The organism is Paenibacillus xinjiangensis (genome assembly GCF_059686975.1).
On record NZ_JCAALS010000001.1, the window covers coordinates 140,500 to 160,042 of the forward strand.

17 protein-coding genes are annotated in these 19,543 nt (G+C 47.2%); 15 read left to right on the top strand and 2 right to left on the bottom strand.

Translation table 11 applies throughout. The annotated features are described in order from the left end of the window. Positions 1-22 precede the first annotated feature (22 nt). The 5 genes from AC6ESP_RS00630 (at position 23) to AC6ESP_RS00650 (ending at position 3,471) form a co-directional block, all read left to right on the top strand. Positions 23-364 carry an alpha-helical endospore appendage domain-containing protein gene (locus AC6ESP_RS00630; RefSeq protein ID WP_497094735.1) on the top strand — a complete coding sequence of 114 codons (342 nt, stop codon included), beginning with the start codon at positions 23-25 and terminating at the stop codon, positions 362-364. Further along, positions 361-675: a hypothetical protein gene (locus AC6ESP_RS00635; RefSeq protein ID WP_497094736.1), complete on the top strand. Its 315-nt coding sequence runs from the start codon at positions 361-363 to the stop codon at positions 673-675. Before AC6ESP_RS00630 ends, AC6ESP_RS00635 begins: the two co-directional genes overlap by 4 nt. Continuing rightward, positions 672-953, top strand: coding sequence for a hypothetical protein (locus AC6ESP_RS00640; RefSeq protein ID WP_497094737.1), 282 nt, complete (start codon positions 672-674; stop codon positions 951-953). The genes AC6ESP_RS00635 and AC6ESP_RS00640 overlap by 4 nt, the downstream gene beginning before the upstream one ends. 243 nt (positions 954-1,196) lie before the next feature. After that, entirely contained in the window at positions 1,197-2,306 is a 1,110-nt protein-coding gene (locus AC6ESP_RS00645) for a CgeB family protein (RefSeq protein WP_497094738.1), read from the top strand. Between the two features lie 16 nt (positions 2,307-2,322). Next, positions 2,323-3,471: a CgeB family protein gene (locus AC6ESP_RS00650; RefSeq protein WP_497094739.1), complete on the top strand. Its 1,149-nt coding sequence runs from the start codon at positions 2,323-2,325 to the stop codon at positions 3,469-3,471. Here the strand turns inward: AC6ESP_RS00650 and AC6ESP_RS00655 are convergent. Then, on the bottom strand, positions 3,468-4,478 hold the full coding sequence (locus AC6ESP_RS00655) for a ketoacyl-ACP synthase III (protein ID WP_497094740.1): 1,011 nt from the start codon (positions 4,476-4,478) through the stop codon (positions 3,468-3,470). The genes AC6ESP_RS00650 and AC6ESP_RS00655 overlap by 4 nt on opposite strands. A 177-nt stretch (positions 4,479-4,655) precedes the next feature. On the opposite strand from AC6ESP_RS00655, the gene AC6ESP_RS00660 reads away from it, so the two are divergent. The 4 genes from AC6ESP_RS00660 to AC6ESP_RS00675 all read left to right on the top strand — a co-directional run bounded on the left by AC6ESP_RS00660 (position 4,656) and on the right by AC6ESP_RS00675 (position 8,130). Next, positions 4,656-5,405: a YhcN/YlaJ family sporulation lipoprotein gene (locus tag AC6ESP_RS00660; RefSeq protein WP_497094741.1), complete on the top strand. Its 750-nt coding sequence runs from the start codon at positions 4,656-4,658 to the stop codon at positions 5,403-5,405. A 252-nt stretch (positions 5,406-5,657) separates the two neighbouring features. Next, the gene (locus AC6ESP_RS00665; RefSeq protein WP_497094742.1) at positions 5,658-5,906 is read left to right on the top strand and encodes a hypothetical protein; all 249 of its coding nucleotides are present in this window, start codon (positions 5,658-5,660) and stop codon (positions 5,904-5,906) included. A gap of 453 nt (positions 5,907-6,359) precedes the next feature. Then, positions 6,360-6,584, top strand: coding sequence for a helix-turn-helix domain-containing protein (locus AC6ESP_RS00670; protein ID WP_317964988.1), 225 nt, complete (start codon positions 6,360-6,362; stop codon positions 6,582-6,584). A 325-nt stretch (positions 6,585-6,909) separates the two neighbouring features. Continuing rightward, positions 6,910-8,130 carry a sensor histidine kinase gene (locus tag AC6ESP_RS00675; RefSeq protein WP_497094743.1) on the top strand — a complete coding sequence of 407 codons (1,221 nt, stop codon included), beginning with the start codon at positions 6,910-6,912 and terminating at the stop codon, positions 8,128-8,130. Between the two features lie 319 nt (positions 8,131-8,449). Here the strand turns inward: AC6ESP_RS00675 and AC6ESP_RS00680 are convergent, their stop codons facing one another. Continuing rightward, positions 8,450-10,093, bottom strand: coding sequence for a catalase (locus tag AC6ESP_RS00680; protein ID WP_497094744.1), 1,644 nt, complete (start codon positions 10,091-10,093; stop codon positions 8,450-8,452). A 181-nt stretch (positions 10,094-10,274) separates the two neighbouring features. Here AC6ESP_RS00680 and AC6ESP_RS00685 point away from each other — a divergent pair, with 181 nt between their 5' ends. The 6 genes from AC6ESP_RS00685 (at position 10,275) to AC6ESP_RS00710 (ending at position 19,225) form a co-directional block, all read left to right on the top strand. Further along, the gene (locus AC6ESP_RS00685; protein ID WP_497094745.1) at positions 10,275-10,949 is read left to right on the top strand and encodes a tetratricopeptide repeat protein; all 675 of its coding nucleotides are present in this window, start codon (positions 10,275-10,277) and stop codon (positions 10,947-10,949) included. Between the two features lie 99 nt (positions 10,950-11,048). Beyond that, positions 11,049-12,806 (top strand): sensor histidine kinase, encoded by a 1,758-nt coding sequence (locus tag AC6ESP_RS00690; protein WP_497094746.1) that lies wholly within the window; start codon positions 11,049-11,051, stop codon positions 12,804-12,806. Between the two features lie 173 nt (positions 12,807-12,979). Continuing rightward, on the top strand, positions 12,980-14,569 hold the full coding sequence (locus tag AC6ESP_RS00695) for an SWIM zinc finger family protein (protein ID WP_497094747.1): 1,590 nt from the start codon (positions 12,980-12,982) through the stop codon (positions 14,567-14,569). Further along, a complete protein-coding gene (locus AC6ESP_RS00700; RefSeq protein WP_497094748.1) occupies positions 14,566-17,469 on the top strand; it encodes a DEAD/DEAH box helicase in 2,904 nt (967 codons plus the stop codon). The genes AC6ESP_RS00695 and AC6ESP_RS00700 overlap by 4 nt, the downstream gene beginning before the upstream one ends. 9 nt (positions 17,470-17,478) lie before the next feature. Then, positions 17,479-17,670 carry a hypothetical protein gene (locus AC6ESP_RS00705; RefSeq protein WP_497094749.1) on the top strand — a complete coding sequence of 64 codons (192 nt, stop codon included), beginning with the start codon at positions 17,479-17,481 and terminating at the stop codon, positions 17,668-17,670. Positions 17,671-17,863: 193 nt separating this feature from the next. Then, the gene (locus AC6ESP_RS00710; protein WP_497094750.1) at positions 17,864-19,225 is read left to right on the top strand and encodes an extracellular solute-binding protein; all 1,362 of its coding nucleotides are present in this window, start codon (positions 17,864-17,866) and stop codon (positions 19,223-19,225) included. Positions 19,226-19,543 lie beyond the last annotated feature (318 nt).

Consider the following 19,543-nt stretch of genomic DNA (forward strand, 5'->3'; position numbering starts at 1 on the left):
AGCAGGAAGGGGAGCGTGCATAATGGATCGCGATCAGGCATATATGCGTATGCTGGGTGCCACCGCCAATATGCAGTGGAACGTCGCCATTATATTGGAAGCGAAAGCGGAAGAAGCGGAGAAAGCGCGTAACTGGATCTGTAATCATATTACGGCCGACTCCTTCCTTGGTGAGCATACACAGCTTAAGCAGTCTTTGCAGCTGCATGATCAAATTATTGAGGTGCTTGATGGCGTCAATAAAATGAGCCAAGGCATTGTGTCGGTTCTGCGGGCGGTTCTGAGCAATGACTCAGAAGATGGTAACAATTCTGATGGCCAGGACTTCCAGTTCGGCGGACGAAACCTCGGTGACTCAGATTGATTCGGCTACATGCTCAAGAAGATCAGGTGAAGCTGGAGCTTCTGTCCTCAATTGCCAAAAGCCAACTCGCCCTGGCTAGAATACTAGACAGTGTAGCATTCATATCGGAAGTCTCCACGGGGACAGCTCAGCGAATCGGTGAGAACATTGTTGTATTGACAGCTATGCAGGAAGCAATGGCGGAGACGGTAACTGGATTGTCTCTACGGCGTAATCGTATTCGTATGGGCCATCCAGTAAGCCCTTGGCTTAATCCACAGCTTAGCTTGGCATCACACGATTCGGATATGAACGGGAGGAAATCGTTGTGAAAAAGAAAAAAAAGTCCGTTGTTCGCAGTCGGCGAACGAAACGGAAGACGCGTTCAAGGAGGCTTGGCAGGCGTACGGTACCATCTGCTCGCAAGCCTGCCAGCAAGAGAACCAGGAAGAGTACGATACGTCGACGTAAGCCAACTACGAGGAATAGAAGATTGAACAAAGAAAGCTATAACGATGGCTTTAATCAGACCTATAACGATGGGTATAACGCAGGCTTTGCCAAAGGCTTCGAGGACGGACATCAGCTGGCTTACGAGCAGGCGCCGTAACGGTCAGCACGCCGCAATAGGTATCGAATTAGACCTTATCATCTATTCACCCACTTTCTAAGGGTGACAGAGGATAAGGCTTTTTTGTGTGATGGGAAGAGAAAGCAGGCTCTATATGACGGGTCAAACGCCAATTTTTCATGATAGGGGACAAGTGACGATGAGCATTTCACCCTCCAGGCATATAGTTACAAGAGAGTATAGGATGAAGAATAGACCATTATACGTTAAGGCGGTGAATGAATGGTCTCGAGAGCAAGGGACAAGGGGAATATGCTCTATGATCTTGGAAGAAGTGAGGGCCATGCGGTCGGTTATGATGCAGGTTGGAGAAATGGAGCCTCTCAAGCGATCATGCAGGCAGCCATCAAGGCAACACCAGAAAAGCTTCCTCTACGGATATTGTATATACCGCAAGGCTTTGAAGCGATAGATAGAGGCATTATTGAGGCGCTGCAGGCCTCTATACTGGAACCTCTCATAGGCGATAGTATTGGAATCGCTCAGCAAGCAGCTGAGCTGCATCCAGATCTCGTGCTGGTATTAAATGGACTGCATGTATTCCCAGATGATCATCTGGAGCAGATGGATGCGGTTCGGGGCCTTGGCATTCGCACGGCAGTCTGGTTCGTTGATGACCCGTATATGACGTCAGATACGGCTCTGGCAGCGCCGCATTATGATATTGTGCTGACGCATGAGCTGAGCACAATATCGTTGTACCAAGAGCTGGGCTGTACTCAAGTCCATTATTTGCCGCTGGCTGTTAATGAAAATATATACAAAGCAATAAAGGTAGGGCCTGAGTATACAAGCGATATATGTTTTATTGGTCAGGCATTCTGGAATCGGGTAGAGCTGTTTGATGCGATTGCGAAGCAGCTGAGTGGAAGAAGAGTATTTATAGCTGGTGGGCTATGGGAGCGGCTGCAGCATTATTCCAGCCTGAAGAACTTCATAAGGCTGGGCTGGGTACCGATTGAAGAGACCGCACTTTTCTATAATGGCGCCAAGATCGTAATCAACATGCATCGAACGACGGAAGGAGGCCTCGACAATTTCAACTCGCTGCAGTACCCGGGGCTATCCATTAATCCGCGGACGTATGAGATAGCAGCCTGCGCTACGCTTCAATTGACAGATGTGCGTGAGGATCTCACTCACTATTATCGGCCTGGCTATGAGATCGAAACCTTCGGGAATGCAGAGGAGCTGGCTTCCAAAATCCAGTATTACTTATCGCATGAAGAGGAGCGCCGCCAGATCGCAATGAGGGGATATATTCGGACGTTAAATGATCATACCTTTACTACAAGAATAGGAACGCTGCTGCAGCTCATTACAAACTCATAATGAAGGAGTGATTAAGTTGGTTAAGTCAGTGAATGCTGCCGGATCGGTGAAGAAGAATAAGAATCGGGACTACTCCTTGGAACTGGGGCGTGCTGATGGCTACAGCAGCGGATGGGAGCATGGACATTGGTACGGGCAATGTGAGTCGGTCATGAGCAGAATTCAGCCGATAGCGGCTGTCTGGCCTATTCACGTACTGTTCGTGGAGACGGGGAAAGGCTTCCCTTATTCGCCGCTCGATGAAGCGGTTCGAATAACGCTGTCAACGTTCGTTCAGCAATTAACAGTGGTTACTTCCCAGCAGCCTGTTGCTGAGATTGCAGCTGTTCTAAGACCTGATATCGTCATCGTTCTGGATGGCTTGCAATTCGACATCAACCAAGTGATCGCTATGCGAGAGCAGGGAATCCGCACCGCCATTTGGCTGACCGATGACCCTTATTATACGGACATTACCTCAACCCTAGTACCACATTATGATGAGGTCTTTACGCTGGAGAAGAATAGCGTTGTATATTATCAGCAGCTTGGCTGTCCTCGCGTTCATTACCTGCCATTCTGTGTGATGCCCTCCCAATTCCGGCCAGCTAATCCAGAGCGTTCGAGCCGCAAGGAAATTTCCTTCATCGGCTCTGCTTATTTGAATAGGGTGCAATACTTCAATGAAGCGGCATCTTATCTATCCACGAAAGACACGCTCATATCCGGCATATGGTGGGATCGGCTTGATCAATATGAGCTGCTCGCTTCCAAAATCAGGATGGACCATTGGATGGGGCCAGAAGAAACAGCTCATGCCTATAATGCTTCCAAAATTGTGATCAATATGCACCGCGCATATGATGATAAGACATTCAATAGCAATATCATCGGCATCCCTGCTGCATCACCCAATCCCCGAACCTTCGAGATATCTGCTTGCGCGGTTATGCAATTGACAGATGAGAGGGAGGATCTTGCTTCCTTCTATACGCCTGGTGTAGAGATCGTTACGTATTCCTCGCCTCAGGATATGATCGAGAAGCTGGATTATTATCTAAACCATGAGCAGGAGCGAAAGGAAATTGCAATGCGCGGCATGTACCGAACATTGCGTGAGCATACGTATGCGAATCGGATCCATACGATGCTCAGCGTATTGTTCCCCGATCATTTGAGCGTCTAAGCCCTTGCTGGGATAGACCAGCGAATAATTACACCTGATTGCGTCAGTCCACCTCCAAAGCCATATAGGAGCAGTTGATGGCCTGGCAAGATACGTCCCTCTTTGACAGCGGCATCTAGAGCAAGCGGAATCGATGCCGCTGATGTATTTCCATAATGTTCAATGCTCGACAACGCTTGCTCCTGCATAAATCCGGTTCTCTCACAGAGTGCGTCGATTATTCGCTGATTGGCATTGTGGGGGATGAACCATTCGATATCACGGGTGCTCCGACCACTACCTTCAAGAAGCTTAATGATGCCAGCCGAAACATGACTGATTGCCCACCGGTAGACCTCACGGCCATTCTGCACAAGATTGCTCGTTCCGATGATTTCCTGACTGCCAATAGTAGTAGCTAAGCTGCTTCTGTACAAAAGATGGCCGCCGCTTCCGTCCGTATCTGATGCAGCGGCAATGATATCGCCTTCAGCGTCTTCTCTTGCCTCCATTAATATCGCTCCTGCACCATCACCGAATAGAATGCAAGTGGTGCGATCGGTGTAGTCTGTCGCTTTGGACAAGGTTTCAGCTCCAATTATGAGAATTTTATGGTACAAGCCTGACAAGAGCAGTCCATTAGCCAGCTGTATAGCTGCTGTAAATCCGGCACAGGCTGCTCCAATATCGACAGCACCGCAATTCGGCATTCCGAATTGCGCTTGTATACGTGAAGCTACGCTCGGCACGTAGCTGTCCGGGGTGGAGGTAGCTACAATGATATAGTCTACATCGGAGACGGAAGTATGATACCTTGCCACTAAATCACGTACGGCCTCCATACATAAATCGCTTGTATATTGTGACTCGGCTGCAATCCGGCGCTCCCGGATACCTGTTCGTTGTACAATCCATTCATCCGAGGTTTCAACCAGCTTCTCCAAATCTGCATTTGTAAGAATACGTTCTGGTACATAAGTGCCTATAGCCGTAATTATAGCATTTGATTGAATAAGGGTCGTCATCATTAACCACTCCTTTTTTATAATTAGTACCAGATACTAATATCTGATAATAATTTACTCATTTACAATCGATTTGTCAAGCACTGTAAGAGCCGTCAGCGAATATCGACAAGCGAATCCGCACAGGCTAATATCGGGTATGAGGCCTGAATACAACTTGAGTGGAGGCTGGCGAATTACATGAAGAATAAATTTATATTGATCTCGGCGAGTGTAGCGTTGACGGCTATGTTAACTGGATGTGCGAGCAATCAGGGAGACCTGGGGAACCGTAATATTCGCCCCAATAGCGTAAGGTATGATGCTAATGGAAATATGCTTAATGGAAACAATACAATTAAAAATAATGCCTTGAATAACAATGTCAATAAACTAACGGACAAGAAGTTCGCTAATGACCAGATGAATGACATGAATCGTGTAGATGGCCGCAGATTAAACAGCAATAATATTGTCGGGAATCATCAGAATTATAAAATCGAAATGAGCGACAAGATCGCTGAGAAGCTTGTTGGTATGAACGAGGTTAAATCTGCTTATGTCATGCTGAGCAATAACAATGCTTATGTCGCGGTATCATTCGCAGATCATTACAATGACACGAATCCCAAGGAATTAAGCCGTACCAATGGAGTAACGAGCACGCATAGAAAAATGAGTGCGATGTCCACAGGAGAAGATTCTCTGACGGATGAGGTTAAGGCTAGTATTGCCCGAGAAGTGAAACGAATGTATCCGAAGGTAGAAAATGTGTATGTATCGGCTAACCCGGACTTTGTCGGCCGGATGAACGGTTATATGAATGATGTACGGTTAGGTCATCCGATTCAAGGCTTTGTAGCGGAATTCAATGGGATGGTGGAGCGTCTATTCCCAGCCAATGCAGCAGATGGTATGAAAAGCAATACTATTTTCGACCGCAACCGTTAAATAGGAATTATGCCGGGCCGACTGATTGCAGTCGGTCTTTATCTTCATTAATATGAATGATATTATGTGATGACAAAACACACCTATAACTGTTGATAGGTGCGGATACATATTGAAGTGAAATAACTTAACTATATGAAGAGGTGAAAAGTGTATGGCGATCAGCTGGAATACCATCATGCTCTGCCCGTAGCAGTCTGATACCTTGGTCACTCCTGCGGGCGGAGCCTTTTTCCAAGGGAGCGTGATGGCATGAAGCCTTACCGAAAAAATCGCAGTAAAGCCTATGTACGGCATCACAGAAATCGGGTCATTCAGCGTAAAAAACGACTTTCTTCACACTGGGGATGGGTTGTGAAGCATGAGGGTAGCTTTGCTAAGGGCAAAATCCATTGCTCTTGCGGGCTGTGCAGTACAAAAACCGATGAGCTAGGCTATCCGAAATCCGCATTGGCTAGAATGATGGATTGTCAGGAGCAGCTGCTGGATTCGGACTTCTAGCTATGTATGATAATGAAACAAGCGATTCCCATTCATTTGGGTGTCGTTTTGTTTTGTTTAGAAGTATGAAGAGCAGTACGCTCCATTGGTTGAATAGGTCGGATAAATCGGACAAAGGTCCCGTATACAAAAAAAGTGGCCCGCATTGCTGCGGGCCTGTCCTAGATATGGTATCAACTGTGGGGTTGATGCTTTTAATTTTACGGAGGAAACCTTAGCTGAACCTTAAATTTATATGTCCAATGCTTGTCTAATCAATGGATAAACCGTGAAGGTGCAGGAAAGTAGTGGGACAAGAGCAAATCGTTGCCCTTTTATGAGTTCATTCTAATCAACATGCGCCCAATTTCCTTATGTACAGCACCATTGCAGCAGCCCCTTCATAATATAATTTGACTGTATCCCTTAACCTTGTTAAACCATAAAAACCCGAGCAAGGAGGGGTGACAAACATTGAAGGGTAGCGACCATAAGAGCAAGTTTTTACTGACGCATCGTGAACGCGAGGTATTCGAGCTGCTAGTACAGGATAAAACAACAAGAGATATCGCACAGCAATTATTTATTAGCGAGAAGACCGTCCGCAACCATATTTCCAATGTCATGCAGAAATTGAACGTTAAAGGTCGTTCACAAGCGGTTGTCGAGCTGATAAAGCTTGGGGAGCTAGTCATATAGCAGCAAGAGATCTCTCCATTCTTCTTTCTCGGGGCTATTGTCCTGATAAAAAAATAGGGCATCAAGTCTAGGCAGCATAATGATATATGCTGTCTTTATTTTTGTGTATAAGAGGATGTTATCTATTCCATTACATTCCTATAACTGAATCTAAAAAATCAATAAATGATAATATGTAACGTGACAGATTATTATAATATGTTATGCTATTCTTGCATCATGAATAATTCAACATAAAGGGTGAAATATCATTTATATAAGGAGAAAAATCATATATTTTATTGTTATTGCAGTCATCATTCTGAGTACACTTACAGGATTGAAAATGTTCTACTCTTATTATTCAATACATAAGTCGGCGCATGTCGCTGTTGCCAAGAAATATATAGGGATTGCCGAGAAGATTGCGGAAGGTATGGATACGGAGGCATACGAGGAGTTTTTGAAGGCACCGGCTGACAATGAGGTTAGGCAGAATATTTCGAAATATTTGGGTGAGTATCGGGAGAAAACCAATTCTTTGTATGTATATCTCCTTGCACTGGATGATACGGATGTTGCCAAAGTAATGATCTCGGCTTTTCCTGAAGGCATCCCGCAGCCACCTATTTTCTTTCCTTGCACGGTTCCGCCCAGAGAAGTAAATGAAGCAAAGCAAGGGCACGCTTATTACACGGGATTAATTGATGACAGCTTGAATGGGATTTACTTATCAGTTGGTTATCCTCTATATAATGATGAAGGGGACTTAATCGGTATAGTCGGGATTGATATTGCGGCTGGGGATCTGGAGCAGGTAGGGAATCAAGTGATTAAGAGCAATGCTCTGTTTATACTAATCGACATTCTCTTCACAGTTCTGCTTCTAACGGTTGTGTTCATTCTGCATAAGTGGTACAAGCTCCGGGTTAATCAGGATTTGAAGGATACTGAGAAGCTGTATATCAAGGAGCTTACTAAGGTAATGGAGACAGTGAAATCGAGCAGACATGATATGTTGAATCATTTCCAGGTGATTAGCGGTCTGATTGAGATTGGAAGACATGAGAAGGCGAGGGATTATCTGAAGGAGGTATCTGTCGGCGCGAATATACTGGATCTTTCCCTGAAGGTGAAAAATCCTGTTCTAATGGTCTTGTTCCAGAGTAAATATGAGGCCATCCAATCGAAAAAAATCCAAATGAATGTCGATATGGAATGGAATGAATTCTCCAGAGTGGAATCACTTGATCTGGTCAGAATATTCTCGAATTTATTGGATAACGCTTTGGAGGCAGTCGTGGTTGTTCCGGAGGAGTATACAAGAGAAATTCGTGTGGCGTGCAAAGCGGTCGGGCATAGATATGAGTTCACAGTAGAAAATTCAGCTGTGCTGACTGCCGAGGAGGAACAGCAGCTGTTCCAGTCTGGCTTTACTACGAAAGCAGGCGTCAATGGTGCGCGAGGCAATGGACTGACGATTGTCAAAACAACCGTCCAGAAATACAAAGGCACTATCTTCTATCAATATAAGCAGGGCAAAGTGTTGATCAAAATTACGATCTAGCCACGCTCGAGGGTAGCGATCATCCATGCTTGTGGTGGAGAAGCACTGCGTTATTCCGTCGTATTCTCACGAGTCCGTTACCAATAGTGAACCTAATTACACTGTTGATGAACCTGATTACGTTAATGCTCCAAGCTAGCTGCTTGCCTATTGGTTTAGAGTAACTTATTTCTTAAGTCACGCAACGACTTTCGCTATTAAGGTATTTGCTTTCGCTATTAGCTGCAACGGGCCATGCAGTAGCGGAATTTAAGAACTCCTTTCGTTATTAACGAAAGGAGTTTCTTTCTACTGAATGTCCAAACAGAGATGTGTAATGTTAATAGCCGTCTGTGCGGTGTCCAAGCTCCTCTGACAGCTCCATGCCTTCTCGGGCAGCGGGAGTTCCCATGTGTGCAGATGCTTGTGAGGCTTGCGTACGCTCCTTCAGCGCTTCAGCTAAGCGTCTGCCGTACTCGGCATCTGCCCCAGTACAATGGGAGAGCATTGCGTCCTGGATGACGGGGCTGCAGGTAGCGAGAGCAGCGGAGAGGTTGCTGATCAGCTCATTCTGCTCCCATGGCTCGAACGCTCGGAACGTGTCGCCTGCTTGACCGAAATTGTTCGTCCGTTCAATCGGCTCTCTAACGAGCTTGGCGTTATAGCTTGGCTCATGAGGCTTGCCCGAGTCAGGAGCCTCTGTTAACCCATTCAGCGAGGAAGGCTCGTAATTGATATGAGGATTCTGTCCTGGAGCCACATCTACATAGAAGGCCATTTGGCCATCACGCTGGTTCGTGGCAACACGCTTCTTCGGTGCATTAATAGGAAGCTGCAAATAATTGCTGCCTACGCGGTAGCGCTGCGTGTCGGAATACGAGAGCGTTCGGCCTTGGAGCATTTTATCATCAGAGAAATCAAGTCCATCGACCAGCACTCCTGTTCCGAAAGCCGCTTGCTCGACCTCTGCAAAATAATTCTCAGGATTTTTGTTGAGAACCATCTTCCCAACTGGAACCATCGGGAATTGATCAGGCGGCCACAGCTTGGTATCATCCAGCGGATCGAAATCCAGCTCCGGATGCTCGCCATCCTCCATGATCTGAACACATAGCTCCCAAGCAGGGAAGTCACCCTTCTTAATGGCTTCATACAAATCTTGAGTGGCATGATTGAAGTTTTTGCCTTGCAGCTCTTCCGCTTCCTGCTGGGTTAAATTTTTGATGCCTTGCAGCGGCTCCCAGTGGTATTTGACAAGAACAGCATGACCGTCTGCATTAACCCATTTGTATGTATTGACACCTGAACCCTGCATTTGGCGATAATTAGCGGGGATTCCCCATGGGGAGAACAGGAAGGTGATCATATGTGTCGCTTCTGGCGTATTCGATACGAAATCGAAGAATCGTTCCATATCCTGTATATTCGTAACCGGATCAGGCTTGAAGGCATGAACCATGTCCGGGAATTTCATGGCATCGCGAATGAAGAATATCTTCAAATTATTGCCCACGAGATCCCAGTTGCCGTCCTCGGTATAGAACTTAGTGGCGAAGCCGCGGGGATCACGCAAGGTTTCCGGTGAGTGCCCACCATGGATAACGCTGGAGAAACGGACGAATACCGGAGTCTGATGCCCTTTGTTCTGGAAGAGCCTCGCTCTCGTATACTTGCTAATCGGCTCCTCTCCATAGGCTCCATAAGCCTCAAAATAACCATGAGCCCCTGCGCCTCTGGCATGCACAACACGCTCGGGTACACGCTCTCTGTCGAAGTGAGTTATTTTCTCGATGAATTGGTAATTCTCCAGCGTAGCAGGGCCACGACTGCCGACCGTTCTTGTATTCTGATTGTTTGAGATCGGATGACCTTGTCTGTCCGTTAACGTGACCTCGGCTTCTTGCGAAGCTGTGCGGAGATCGCTAGCATCCCCAGGATTACTTACATTTGTTCCGTTTGTTCCGTTGGTCTCATTGGAATTCATATGCAGCTAAACCTCCGTGTTCATTTTTTGAAAAGGCAGAATATGGGCTTACTATATCCACAGAGCTTGAATATTATTAGAGTATAGTTCTCTGGGTGTGTTATTCTCACGGGATTGCCGTTATGATATGATAAATACAAATTCCACCAATTGGATGGATAATTGGATCCGGGAGGCTTTTATGACTAAAGTATTGTTATTCTTTTTCTTAACCTGGCTTACAGGAAGCCCTATTATTGCCATTCTTGTATTGCTGGTTATTTTGTATGCTCTGGATCGCCGATTCGTCGGACTGACTCCGAGTTTATTGAAGCCGATCCGCAGATCACGCCAGCTAAGCAAGCTGAAGAGACAGATCGCTCTGTCGCCTAATGACACGTCTTCTAAGCTGGAAGCTTCACGAATTTTAATTGAAAAGAAAAAATATGCAGAAGCGCTGAGGCTGCTTGAGCCGATGGAGCATATTCTTGATGAATCCGCTGAATATTGGGATGACCTAGGTGTGAGCTACATGCAGACGGGAGAGCTGGAGCGGGGAGAAGCTGCTGTTCTCCGTGCGCTTTCCATTAACCCACGCGTGAAGTACGGTGCTCCTTATTTGAGGCTTGCAGCATACTATTCTGGACAGGATGCTGTGAAAGCACTGACTTATATTGATGACTTCCAACAAATTCAGTCTTCATCCTGTGAGGCCTATGCAAGGCTGGCTGATATTTATAAGCTGATGAATAAGCAAGAGGATAGGAAGACGGCTATTGAGGATGGACTTCGCATCTATCGCATGCTGCCGAAATATAAGAAACGGGTGGAACGGAAGTGGGCACTTCGCTTGCTTTTCAAAAAATGGGCGGGCTGATGTAAAAAACTTCATGATGATTATGTGCGACAGCTGTATTGTTGTTTGATGCGAAATCGTACATAATCAAAGTATATTACATAGATAGAGGGGCTCCCTATGCAGCGCAATGTATGGCTCATGGCGATTAGCGTAATTGTAGTCGTTATATTATTGAATAACACGATATACTATTTTGTAACGAAGCATTCGCTTGAGGAAGCGATGAACCATGAAATGCGTGCAATAGCTAAGCAAATAGAATATTCCGTCGAGCAGTCTCGATTAGGAGCGGAGAAGTTCCAAGATCAGATTGGCCGAGAGCTCAGAGTAGTCTCGATTGCCGCGCAATATGCGCTCGATCCCGATGTGGAGAAAGTGACGAATGACCAGCTCAAGGAATTAAGCGCCAAGCTTGGCGTTAATCATATTACGCTATTGAAGCGAACGGAAGACAACATCGTATTGTACCGATCCTCCGATGAGAAGGAGCTCGGGAAGGGCACGAAGACTTGGGACCCTTGGTATATCGCATTCAATCAGCTGTTTGATACGAAGCAGGTAGATGTGGACTGGCTCGGGCAGACACTGCCTAACTTCTGGAGCGGCCCATTTGAAGTAGCTTCCACCGATCCCGCGAGTATTTACAAGTGGGGTTATTATCATGACGGAACAACGAATTATATTATTGATCCTTACGTCAGCTACGAGAAGCTTATGGACTATGAGAATTTGACGGGTGTGAATACGGTTATTGAGAAATCCATCAATGGCAGTGAATCGCTGATGGAGGTCGCTGTCATTAACCCGGATACATTCGCGGAAGGCCCGTTCGAGACGGTTCACCCGAATGGGGATGTTCAAGAGCATATTCTTCAGAAGGCGATTATTTACGGAACCTATGCATACAGAATGGATAGCGATGCAAGTCACATCACGAATGCTTATAAGAGTGGGGACATTGTTACGCTCAATCAGCAAATAGAGGGCAAGCATGTGTTCAAAATGTTCATTCCCGTCTTTACGACAGACAATGGCATTAACATCGTAGATCAGAATGGGGAGAAAATGAACGGCTATGTTCTCTCCATCGTGTCGGATTATCAAGTCATACAGAAGCAGCTTGACTCTCAATTTCTTAATATTGGACTTATAATCGTTATTCTTACTGGGCTTAGTGTCATCATCGCTGCATTCGCCATGAATCTATTCCGTCAATCTCGAGAACGAATGGTTCAGGTTACCCAGCAGACCTATGTAGATGAGATCAATCAGATGTTCCAGGCGATTCGTGCTCAGCGGCATGACTTTCTGAATCATGTACAGACGATCCATTCACTCGCTGAGCTGAATAAATCGCAGGAGCTTGTTGCTTATACGAAAGAGTTGACTGGTGAGATCAGCTATATGAACGATATTATCAATATCGGTAATCCGGCCATCGCCGCACTCATTCGTTCCAAAATATCGCAAGCTGAGAGCTACAGAATCCACTTTAATTGTTCCTTCGATGGGCTCAATCGCCTTGAGATGGGCTTGAAGACATTGGATATGAATCGGGTGCTTGGCAATTTAATCGATAATGCCTTTGATGAAGTGCTGAAGTATCCGGAGCATCGGCGTCATGTGAAGCTGGTGGGGAATCAGACGAACGGCTTCTTGGAATTCACCATCAGCAACACTTGTGACCATGCAGATGGAATGATGGCCAAGCCTCTGTTCGAGCCAGGCTTCTCCACGAAGGATGATGAGCATCAAGGTCTGGGTCTGTTTATCGTTAAGACGATAACCGATCAATACAAGGGCAGTATTCATGTGCTCTCAGAAGATGAGGATCAGATTTGTTTCCTCATTCGTATTCCAAATAAGCAAGGATAGAGGATTAGAGCGGCGCTTCCATACTCAGCTATGAGTCGGAGGCTGCCGTTTTTTTTCTTTCTCCACCAGAAGGAACGAGATCGCGGATTGCATGACAGACCCGACAAAGTCGATTCTGCTTGTGGTATACTAATAAGAATGCAACATGTACGGAAGGAAGCAGGTGAATAGCTTTGGCGAGTCTCGACAATAAGCTTCAGGAAACGCTTGAGAGCAGTCTGAAAGATCAAATGAATGAAACCATCATTAAACGGGGCTGGGAGTATTACCGCAGCGGTCATGTGAAAAATGTGAAGCTTGCAGATGAAGGCACATTGTACGGCACCGTCCAAGGTTCTGAAATATATGCGGTTGTACTTGATGCGGACCAATTACGATACAGTAAATGCACTTGTCTCTATACGGGCTATTGCAAACATATGGCAGCTGTATATTTTGCTTATTGCAATGACGAAGACAGAACCGGAGTTGCAGCTGAGGATGCTTATCGCCGTGTTCTTGGACTGGGACCGAGGCCGGTTCAGACCGTTTCCGTCTCTGTTTCGCCTGTCCATGTGTCAATTGCTGTGCCGAGTCATGAAGGATCACCAGCTGCTTGGCAGGAATGGATAGAAGCAGAGTATGGCCAATCATGGAGAGTCTGCCGCCATTCTCTGCACTCTCTGCAGCCGATATTATCGGCACTAAAGGGAACTTCTCGAGATTGGGAGAAGCCTCATCAGAAGCTTCATTGGGCGAATGTGATTTTGTTCATACTAGATCAGGCGGAGCATGCGATTAAGTCAGTTGACTCCTTCAGCAGATATTATCATGAGATGTCCTTCCTCCGAATGGCTGAGCCATGGGTGGAGCATTATTATACGCTTGTGCTTGAACTTAAGCCTACACAGATGGATGCGCGCGAACGCGCATGGGTGGATCATATCGTTCGTTATGCATACAGCCGGGCGATTAAGACGGAGCAGCAGCTATTCGACTGGGCTTATATTTATCTGGCGTTATGCGAGAAGATGTCGGAGAACAAGAGCTGGCACAAAATAGAGCTTGCTACGATGCTCAGCTCAGCTAATCAAGCCGATGGAGAATTTATAAATCTGTCCTTCGTGAATACGGCAGCTGCTATGCTTCATTTCTTCGATGGCAATGATGAGGGAGCGCTTCGGCATTTCTCCCAGACGGACTTCCAACGCTCGCAAAAAGTAATCTATCCATGTGCCGCTCAGCGGCTGGAGGAAGGCAAGTGGGAGTTGTTCGGGCTGTGGATGAGCTTTCTCTATGAGCATATTTATCCAACAAGAAGCGGCAGGACGATCGGGGCATTCGTAACCTTATGTCGACGTGCCGATGTGGATCAGCCAGATGAGCCGCGATGGACTTCATACATGACAGAGCTTCTGCCGCATTCCTATGTAGAGCTGTCAGAGCATTGGCTGGCGATTAAGAAATACGAGGATTGGGCTGATCTGCAGCTGCTCATCGGAGTGAAGCCGGAGGATATGGGCGTGCAGGATCTAAGAGAGGTATCGAAGGCTTCGCCACAGGTGCTGATGCCGATCTACCACCAATCCATTGATGAGTGGATTAACTCACGCAACCGCCAAGGCTATCGCATGGCTGTTAAGCAGCTGAAGAAGCTGGAGAGACTGTATAAGACAGAAAAAACGATGGATCGCTGGGATCAGTATATTGCGGGAATTGTGCGGAAGAATCAACGTCTAAGGGCGTTCCAGGAAGAGCTGTGGAAAGGAAAAATCGTTACATGAAATCATTCATCGGCGCACGAACATTAGTTGTAGACGGATTCTGGACCCAAGATGAATCAGGCAACGGCTCCATCATGCTCTCTGCGACAGAACGAGGTGAAGGCTCTGGACGTCTGAGATCCGTCCTCTTTGCTTGGCATAAGGCGTCCTGGTATGGTACAGAGGTTGAGGAAGCGGATCAAGCTGAACGCAAGCTGCTCAAGGTAAGCCCACTGCTTGCCGTCGATTATTTGTCTGCCCCGCAGCATGCAAGGCTGCTGCAGGTAGAATGGACAGAGCGCTTGACGCTGCTAATGGATATGGCGGGCATGATACGACAAGCGCTTCTGCAGGGGTGGTTCGAACCGGATTGGTCGGGGTGGTCCGAACAGACACGTGCATGGAAGCTGGCTGTTCCAGACGCTGAGGGTGAGTGGTGGCAGAGCTGGGAGCAGGCGATAAGGGATGCTCATGCCAACGGTGAGCAAGGGGTGGAGCACTGGCTAAGTCAGGCGGTGGAACAGATCATCGAGCAGAATGATCCAACGGCAGAAGCTTGGCGCAGCATAGGTGCTGCCGCAGGCGGCGAAGCCATTCTACAGCGTAAAGCGGCGGATGAAGAGGATTGGCTGATTGCGCTTGGTCTGCATCGGGATTCTCTTCCTTTCAAGGTCGCGCTGCAGCTTGTTGAGCCTAACGAGCAATCAAGCTGGCAGCTTAGACCTGCTCTTCAAGATCGGAACGGCGGGGCATGGATAGCTATCGTGCGTGATGCATATAGTGGAGACTGGATAGCAGAAGCAGAATATCATAGACCGCTTCCCGAAGACTGGATGTCTCATCTAGATGCCAAGCTGACCAAGGAGCAAGGGAAATGGCTGTTGGCTCTGCCTGATTGGGAGGATGCTAACCAATTAGGAAGGATAAAGACTGCTCTTACGGATAATGAGGCCTGGTTGTTCATGGAGACGGCAAGCTTGCAGCTGCTGGAAGCAGGCTGTCCGGTTCTCCTTCCAAGCTGGTGGGAGGCTGTCCGTTCTCGCAAGCTGAGGCTGAAGGCGAAGATGAAGTCCTCGGTCGGATCAGAGACTCAGCCGATGTTCGGCTTGGATCAGATTGTGCAGTTCGATTGGAAAATGGCACTTGGCAACATTGACCTATCTGAGGCTGAATTCATGAGGCTTGCGGAAGAGAATCGCCGCTTGATGAATATTGGCGGCGAGTGGGTGCATCTAGACCCGAATGATGTTGCGCAAATTCGCGATTGGATGAAGCGGGTAGGCAAACGCAAAGGGCTGTCGTTCCGTGATGTGATGGAGATGCATCTGCTCGGGAATGCGCCATTTGAAGAAGGAGAAGACGCTTCGGTCAGTCTTCGGGCAGAGGTAGAGCTGAACGATCATTTGACCAAGTGGCTGGAGCAGCTCCAACATACATCGGAGATTCCGCTAATTGAGAAGCCGGAGAGCTTCCTTGGCGATCTAAGGCCTTATCAGCTGCAAGGGGTATCCTGGCTGCTATTCCTGCGTCGATTCGGTCTTGGCGGCTGTCTAGCCGATGATATGGGTCTTGGCAAGACGATTCAGTTCATGGCCTATCTCGCTTATGTGAAAGAGAAGAAGACCAAGCAGCATAGTCCTTCCCTGCTCATCTGTCCAACCTCTGTCATTGGCAACTGGCAGAAGGAGCTGGAGAAATTCGCGCCTTCCATTCGTGTACATCTGCATTATGGACCGAAGCGGGAGAAGGGAGATTCCTTCCAAGCAGCAGTTAACGATGTGGACCTCGTCATTACATCCTATTCTCTTGCTCAGATAGATGAGGAGGACCTTGGGCTCGTACAGTGGGATGCGCTCTGTCTGGATGAAGCGCAAAATATTAAAAATGTATATACGAAGCAATCTGCCGCGATTCGGGCTCTGCCTGCTTATCACCGGGTTGCATTAACGGGTACTCCGATGGAGAACCGCCTAACTGAGCTGTGGTCCATCTATGACTTTATTAATCCGGGCTATCTTGGCGGCATTAACGAATTCCGCAAGGCGGTTGTTACACCGATCGAGCGCACCCGTGATGAGCAGGCTATTGCTGGCTTGCAGCGGTGGGTGAAGCCTTTTATGCTGCGTAGAATTAAGAAGGACCCGGCGATTCAGCTGTCTCTCCCAGAGAAGATCGAATCCAAAACGTATATTACACTAACTGCTGAACAAGGTGCGATGTACGAGAATCTGGTGTCTGATCTGCTGGAGAAGCTGGATAAGCTGGGGCCAATGCAAAGACGCGGATTAATATTAGCCTCACTCACTAGACTGAAGCAGCTATGCGATCATCCTTCGTTAATTGGAAACGAATCATCAGGCACTTGGGACGAGGAGCGTTCGAATAAAGTCGCACGCTTGCTGGAGATGGCAGAGGAAATTGCGGCCGAAGGCGAGAGATGCCTGATCTTCACCCAATTCGTCGATATGGGCCATCAATTGAAGCAGCTGCTGGAAGAGAAGCTGGGCATGACGGTGCCGTATTTGCATGGAGGTGTGCCGAAGGCTAAGAGGGATGAGATGATCGATAACTTCCAGAATCCCGAGGTGCCTTGCTCGGCATTCGTCTTGTCCTTGAAGGCTGGAGGAACAGGCCTCAACCTGACAGCGGCGAATCATGTGTTCCACTTCGATCGCTGGTGGAACCCTGCTGTCGAGAATCAAGCGACTGATCGTGCCTTCCGCATTGGACAGACAAGGCAGGTTCAGGTTCATAAGTTCATTACGCTGGGTACGCTTGAAGAGAAGATTGATGAGATGATTGAGCGGAAGCAGAACCTGAATGATCAGGTCGTAGGTCAATCGGAGCACTGGATTACAGAGCTGTCTACGGATGAGCTCAAGGAGCTGTTCTCGCTTCGTAAAAACTGGCTGAAGGAATGAGGGAGATAAATGCCCGAAGAGAAGCTGCGAGATAAACTAACGAAAGTGATGGCTGAGCGCCGTTCTGGAAGTATAGAGCCTTCTGCTGAGCAGACGGCAGCTCCAAATGAACCGGAGCAGGCTTCTGAGGATGAAGCGAATGCGGAGTGGAAAGCCTTCTACGGGTCAATCAGAGCCTATATGAGTGCGATACGCGAATAATATAAGAAGAGTAAACACACAGCCTGCTGGGGAAAAGTAACCCGGCAGGCTGTGTGTTTTTATCCCCTATGGTCAAAATAATAGAATTGTATCCCTCATCCGGCGGTTTTTCGACCTCCTTCAATTGTGGAAGCGAACCTATAATAAAGGTGCAAGGCAAACAAGCAACATCATTATCGAGGAGGTCTACTAAATGAAGAGAGGCTATACCTTTACCGCCATTATGTTAGTATCCATCATGCTCGTTATTTCCGCTTGTGGGTCCAGCGGCAACAATGCTCCTGCTGCAACGAATGGAGCGACGAACGCACCGGCTGCAACAACGGAAGCGACACCTGAAGCGAAGGATGTTACATTGTCCCTCCGTCATACTCAAATTAAAGAGACAAGTAAAACAAGACTAGCGATTCTAGAGGATGTAGTGAAGAAAACAGAAGAGGCAAACCCTGGCTTGACCTTTAAGCTTGAAGGTATTGATGAAGTTGTCAACCGTGATCAGAAGCTGAAAGCAGAGATGACTGCCGGCAATCCTCCAGACATCTTCGAAGTATTTGGCGGCGCTGATCTTAACCTGTATGTGAAAGCCGGCCGTATGCTTGACCTGACTCCAATTATTGAAGAGCTGGGCATCACAGACAAATTCGCAAGCCTTGATGAGTTCACAATCGATGGCAAAGTATATGGACTGCCTTTCGGCGGTTACAGCGAAGCGATCTTCTATAACAAGCAGATTTTCTCTGAGCTAAGTCTTGAAATCCCTACAACTTGGGAGCAATTGCTTGACGTATCTGAGAAAATCAAAGCAGCTGGCTACACGCCATTCGGTCTTGCAGCGAAAGACGGCTGGGTGAACGGCATGCTCTGGAACACAGTTATGGAGCGCAACATCGGTATCGAAGCGTTCAGCCAAGTCGTAACGGGTGAAGCAAAATGGACAGACGAGAACTTTGTTAAAGGGTTCGCTTCCTATGCGGAGCTTGTGAACAACGATTATTTCACGAAAGGCTCACTAGGCCTAGCTTATGCAGATCAAGGCGCACAGCTGCTGTCTGGTAAAGCGGCTATGGTATTCACAGGAACTTGGGATGCTAACCGCTTCTCCGGTGAAGAAGCTGGCGATCTAGCAGGCCAAATCGGTTACTTCGCATTCCCGTCCATCACTGGCGGCGCAGGTGACCAAACCTCCATCAACGCTTCTTATTCGAATGGTTTTGGTTTCTCTGCTAACCTGGACGAAGATAAAATTGCAGCTGTGAAAAAATTCATTGCTAACTTCTACACAGAGGAAGTGCAAAAACGCACATTGGTAGAAGACAAATTGCTTCCTTCGATGAAGCTGTCCGATCTGTCTGGTGTAGATCCGCTTACAACTGAAATCCTGACAGTTATGTCTTCGGCATCAACGTCTTGGAAAGCCTATGACGCGATTGTTCAGCCTGCAGTAGGTGCTGAAGTAAACGTAGGCCTTCAAGAGCTGATAGGTAAGGTAAGCACGCCTGAGAAGGTAGCAGCTAAGATTCAGGCTGCTCAGGATAAGGCTAACGCGGCACAATAAGCTTATCTTCGCTGGAGTTAGAAACTGTAGTATCGATATAGCCGACTGCGTGTGAAGTACATTCTTCCGATCGCTGTTGTTCCTGAATTTCTTCATTTCAAACCGCTATAGCGGCTGAAATTCAGGAACAAAGGCGAACGCTCCGCTTCTCCAGACTGTACTTCCCACTCCGTGGCAATCGATATAGTTCTAAAAAGGCTCAGCTAAGAACTGAAAAAACAATTTAAAAAGCTAAGGTTTGCTTACCTCGAACCTTAGCTTTTTTTAAAGACAAGAAAGAAAAGGCAAGGAAAGAAAAGAAAAGAAGGTTAGTTGGAG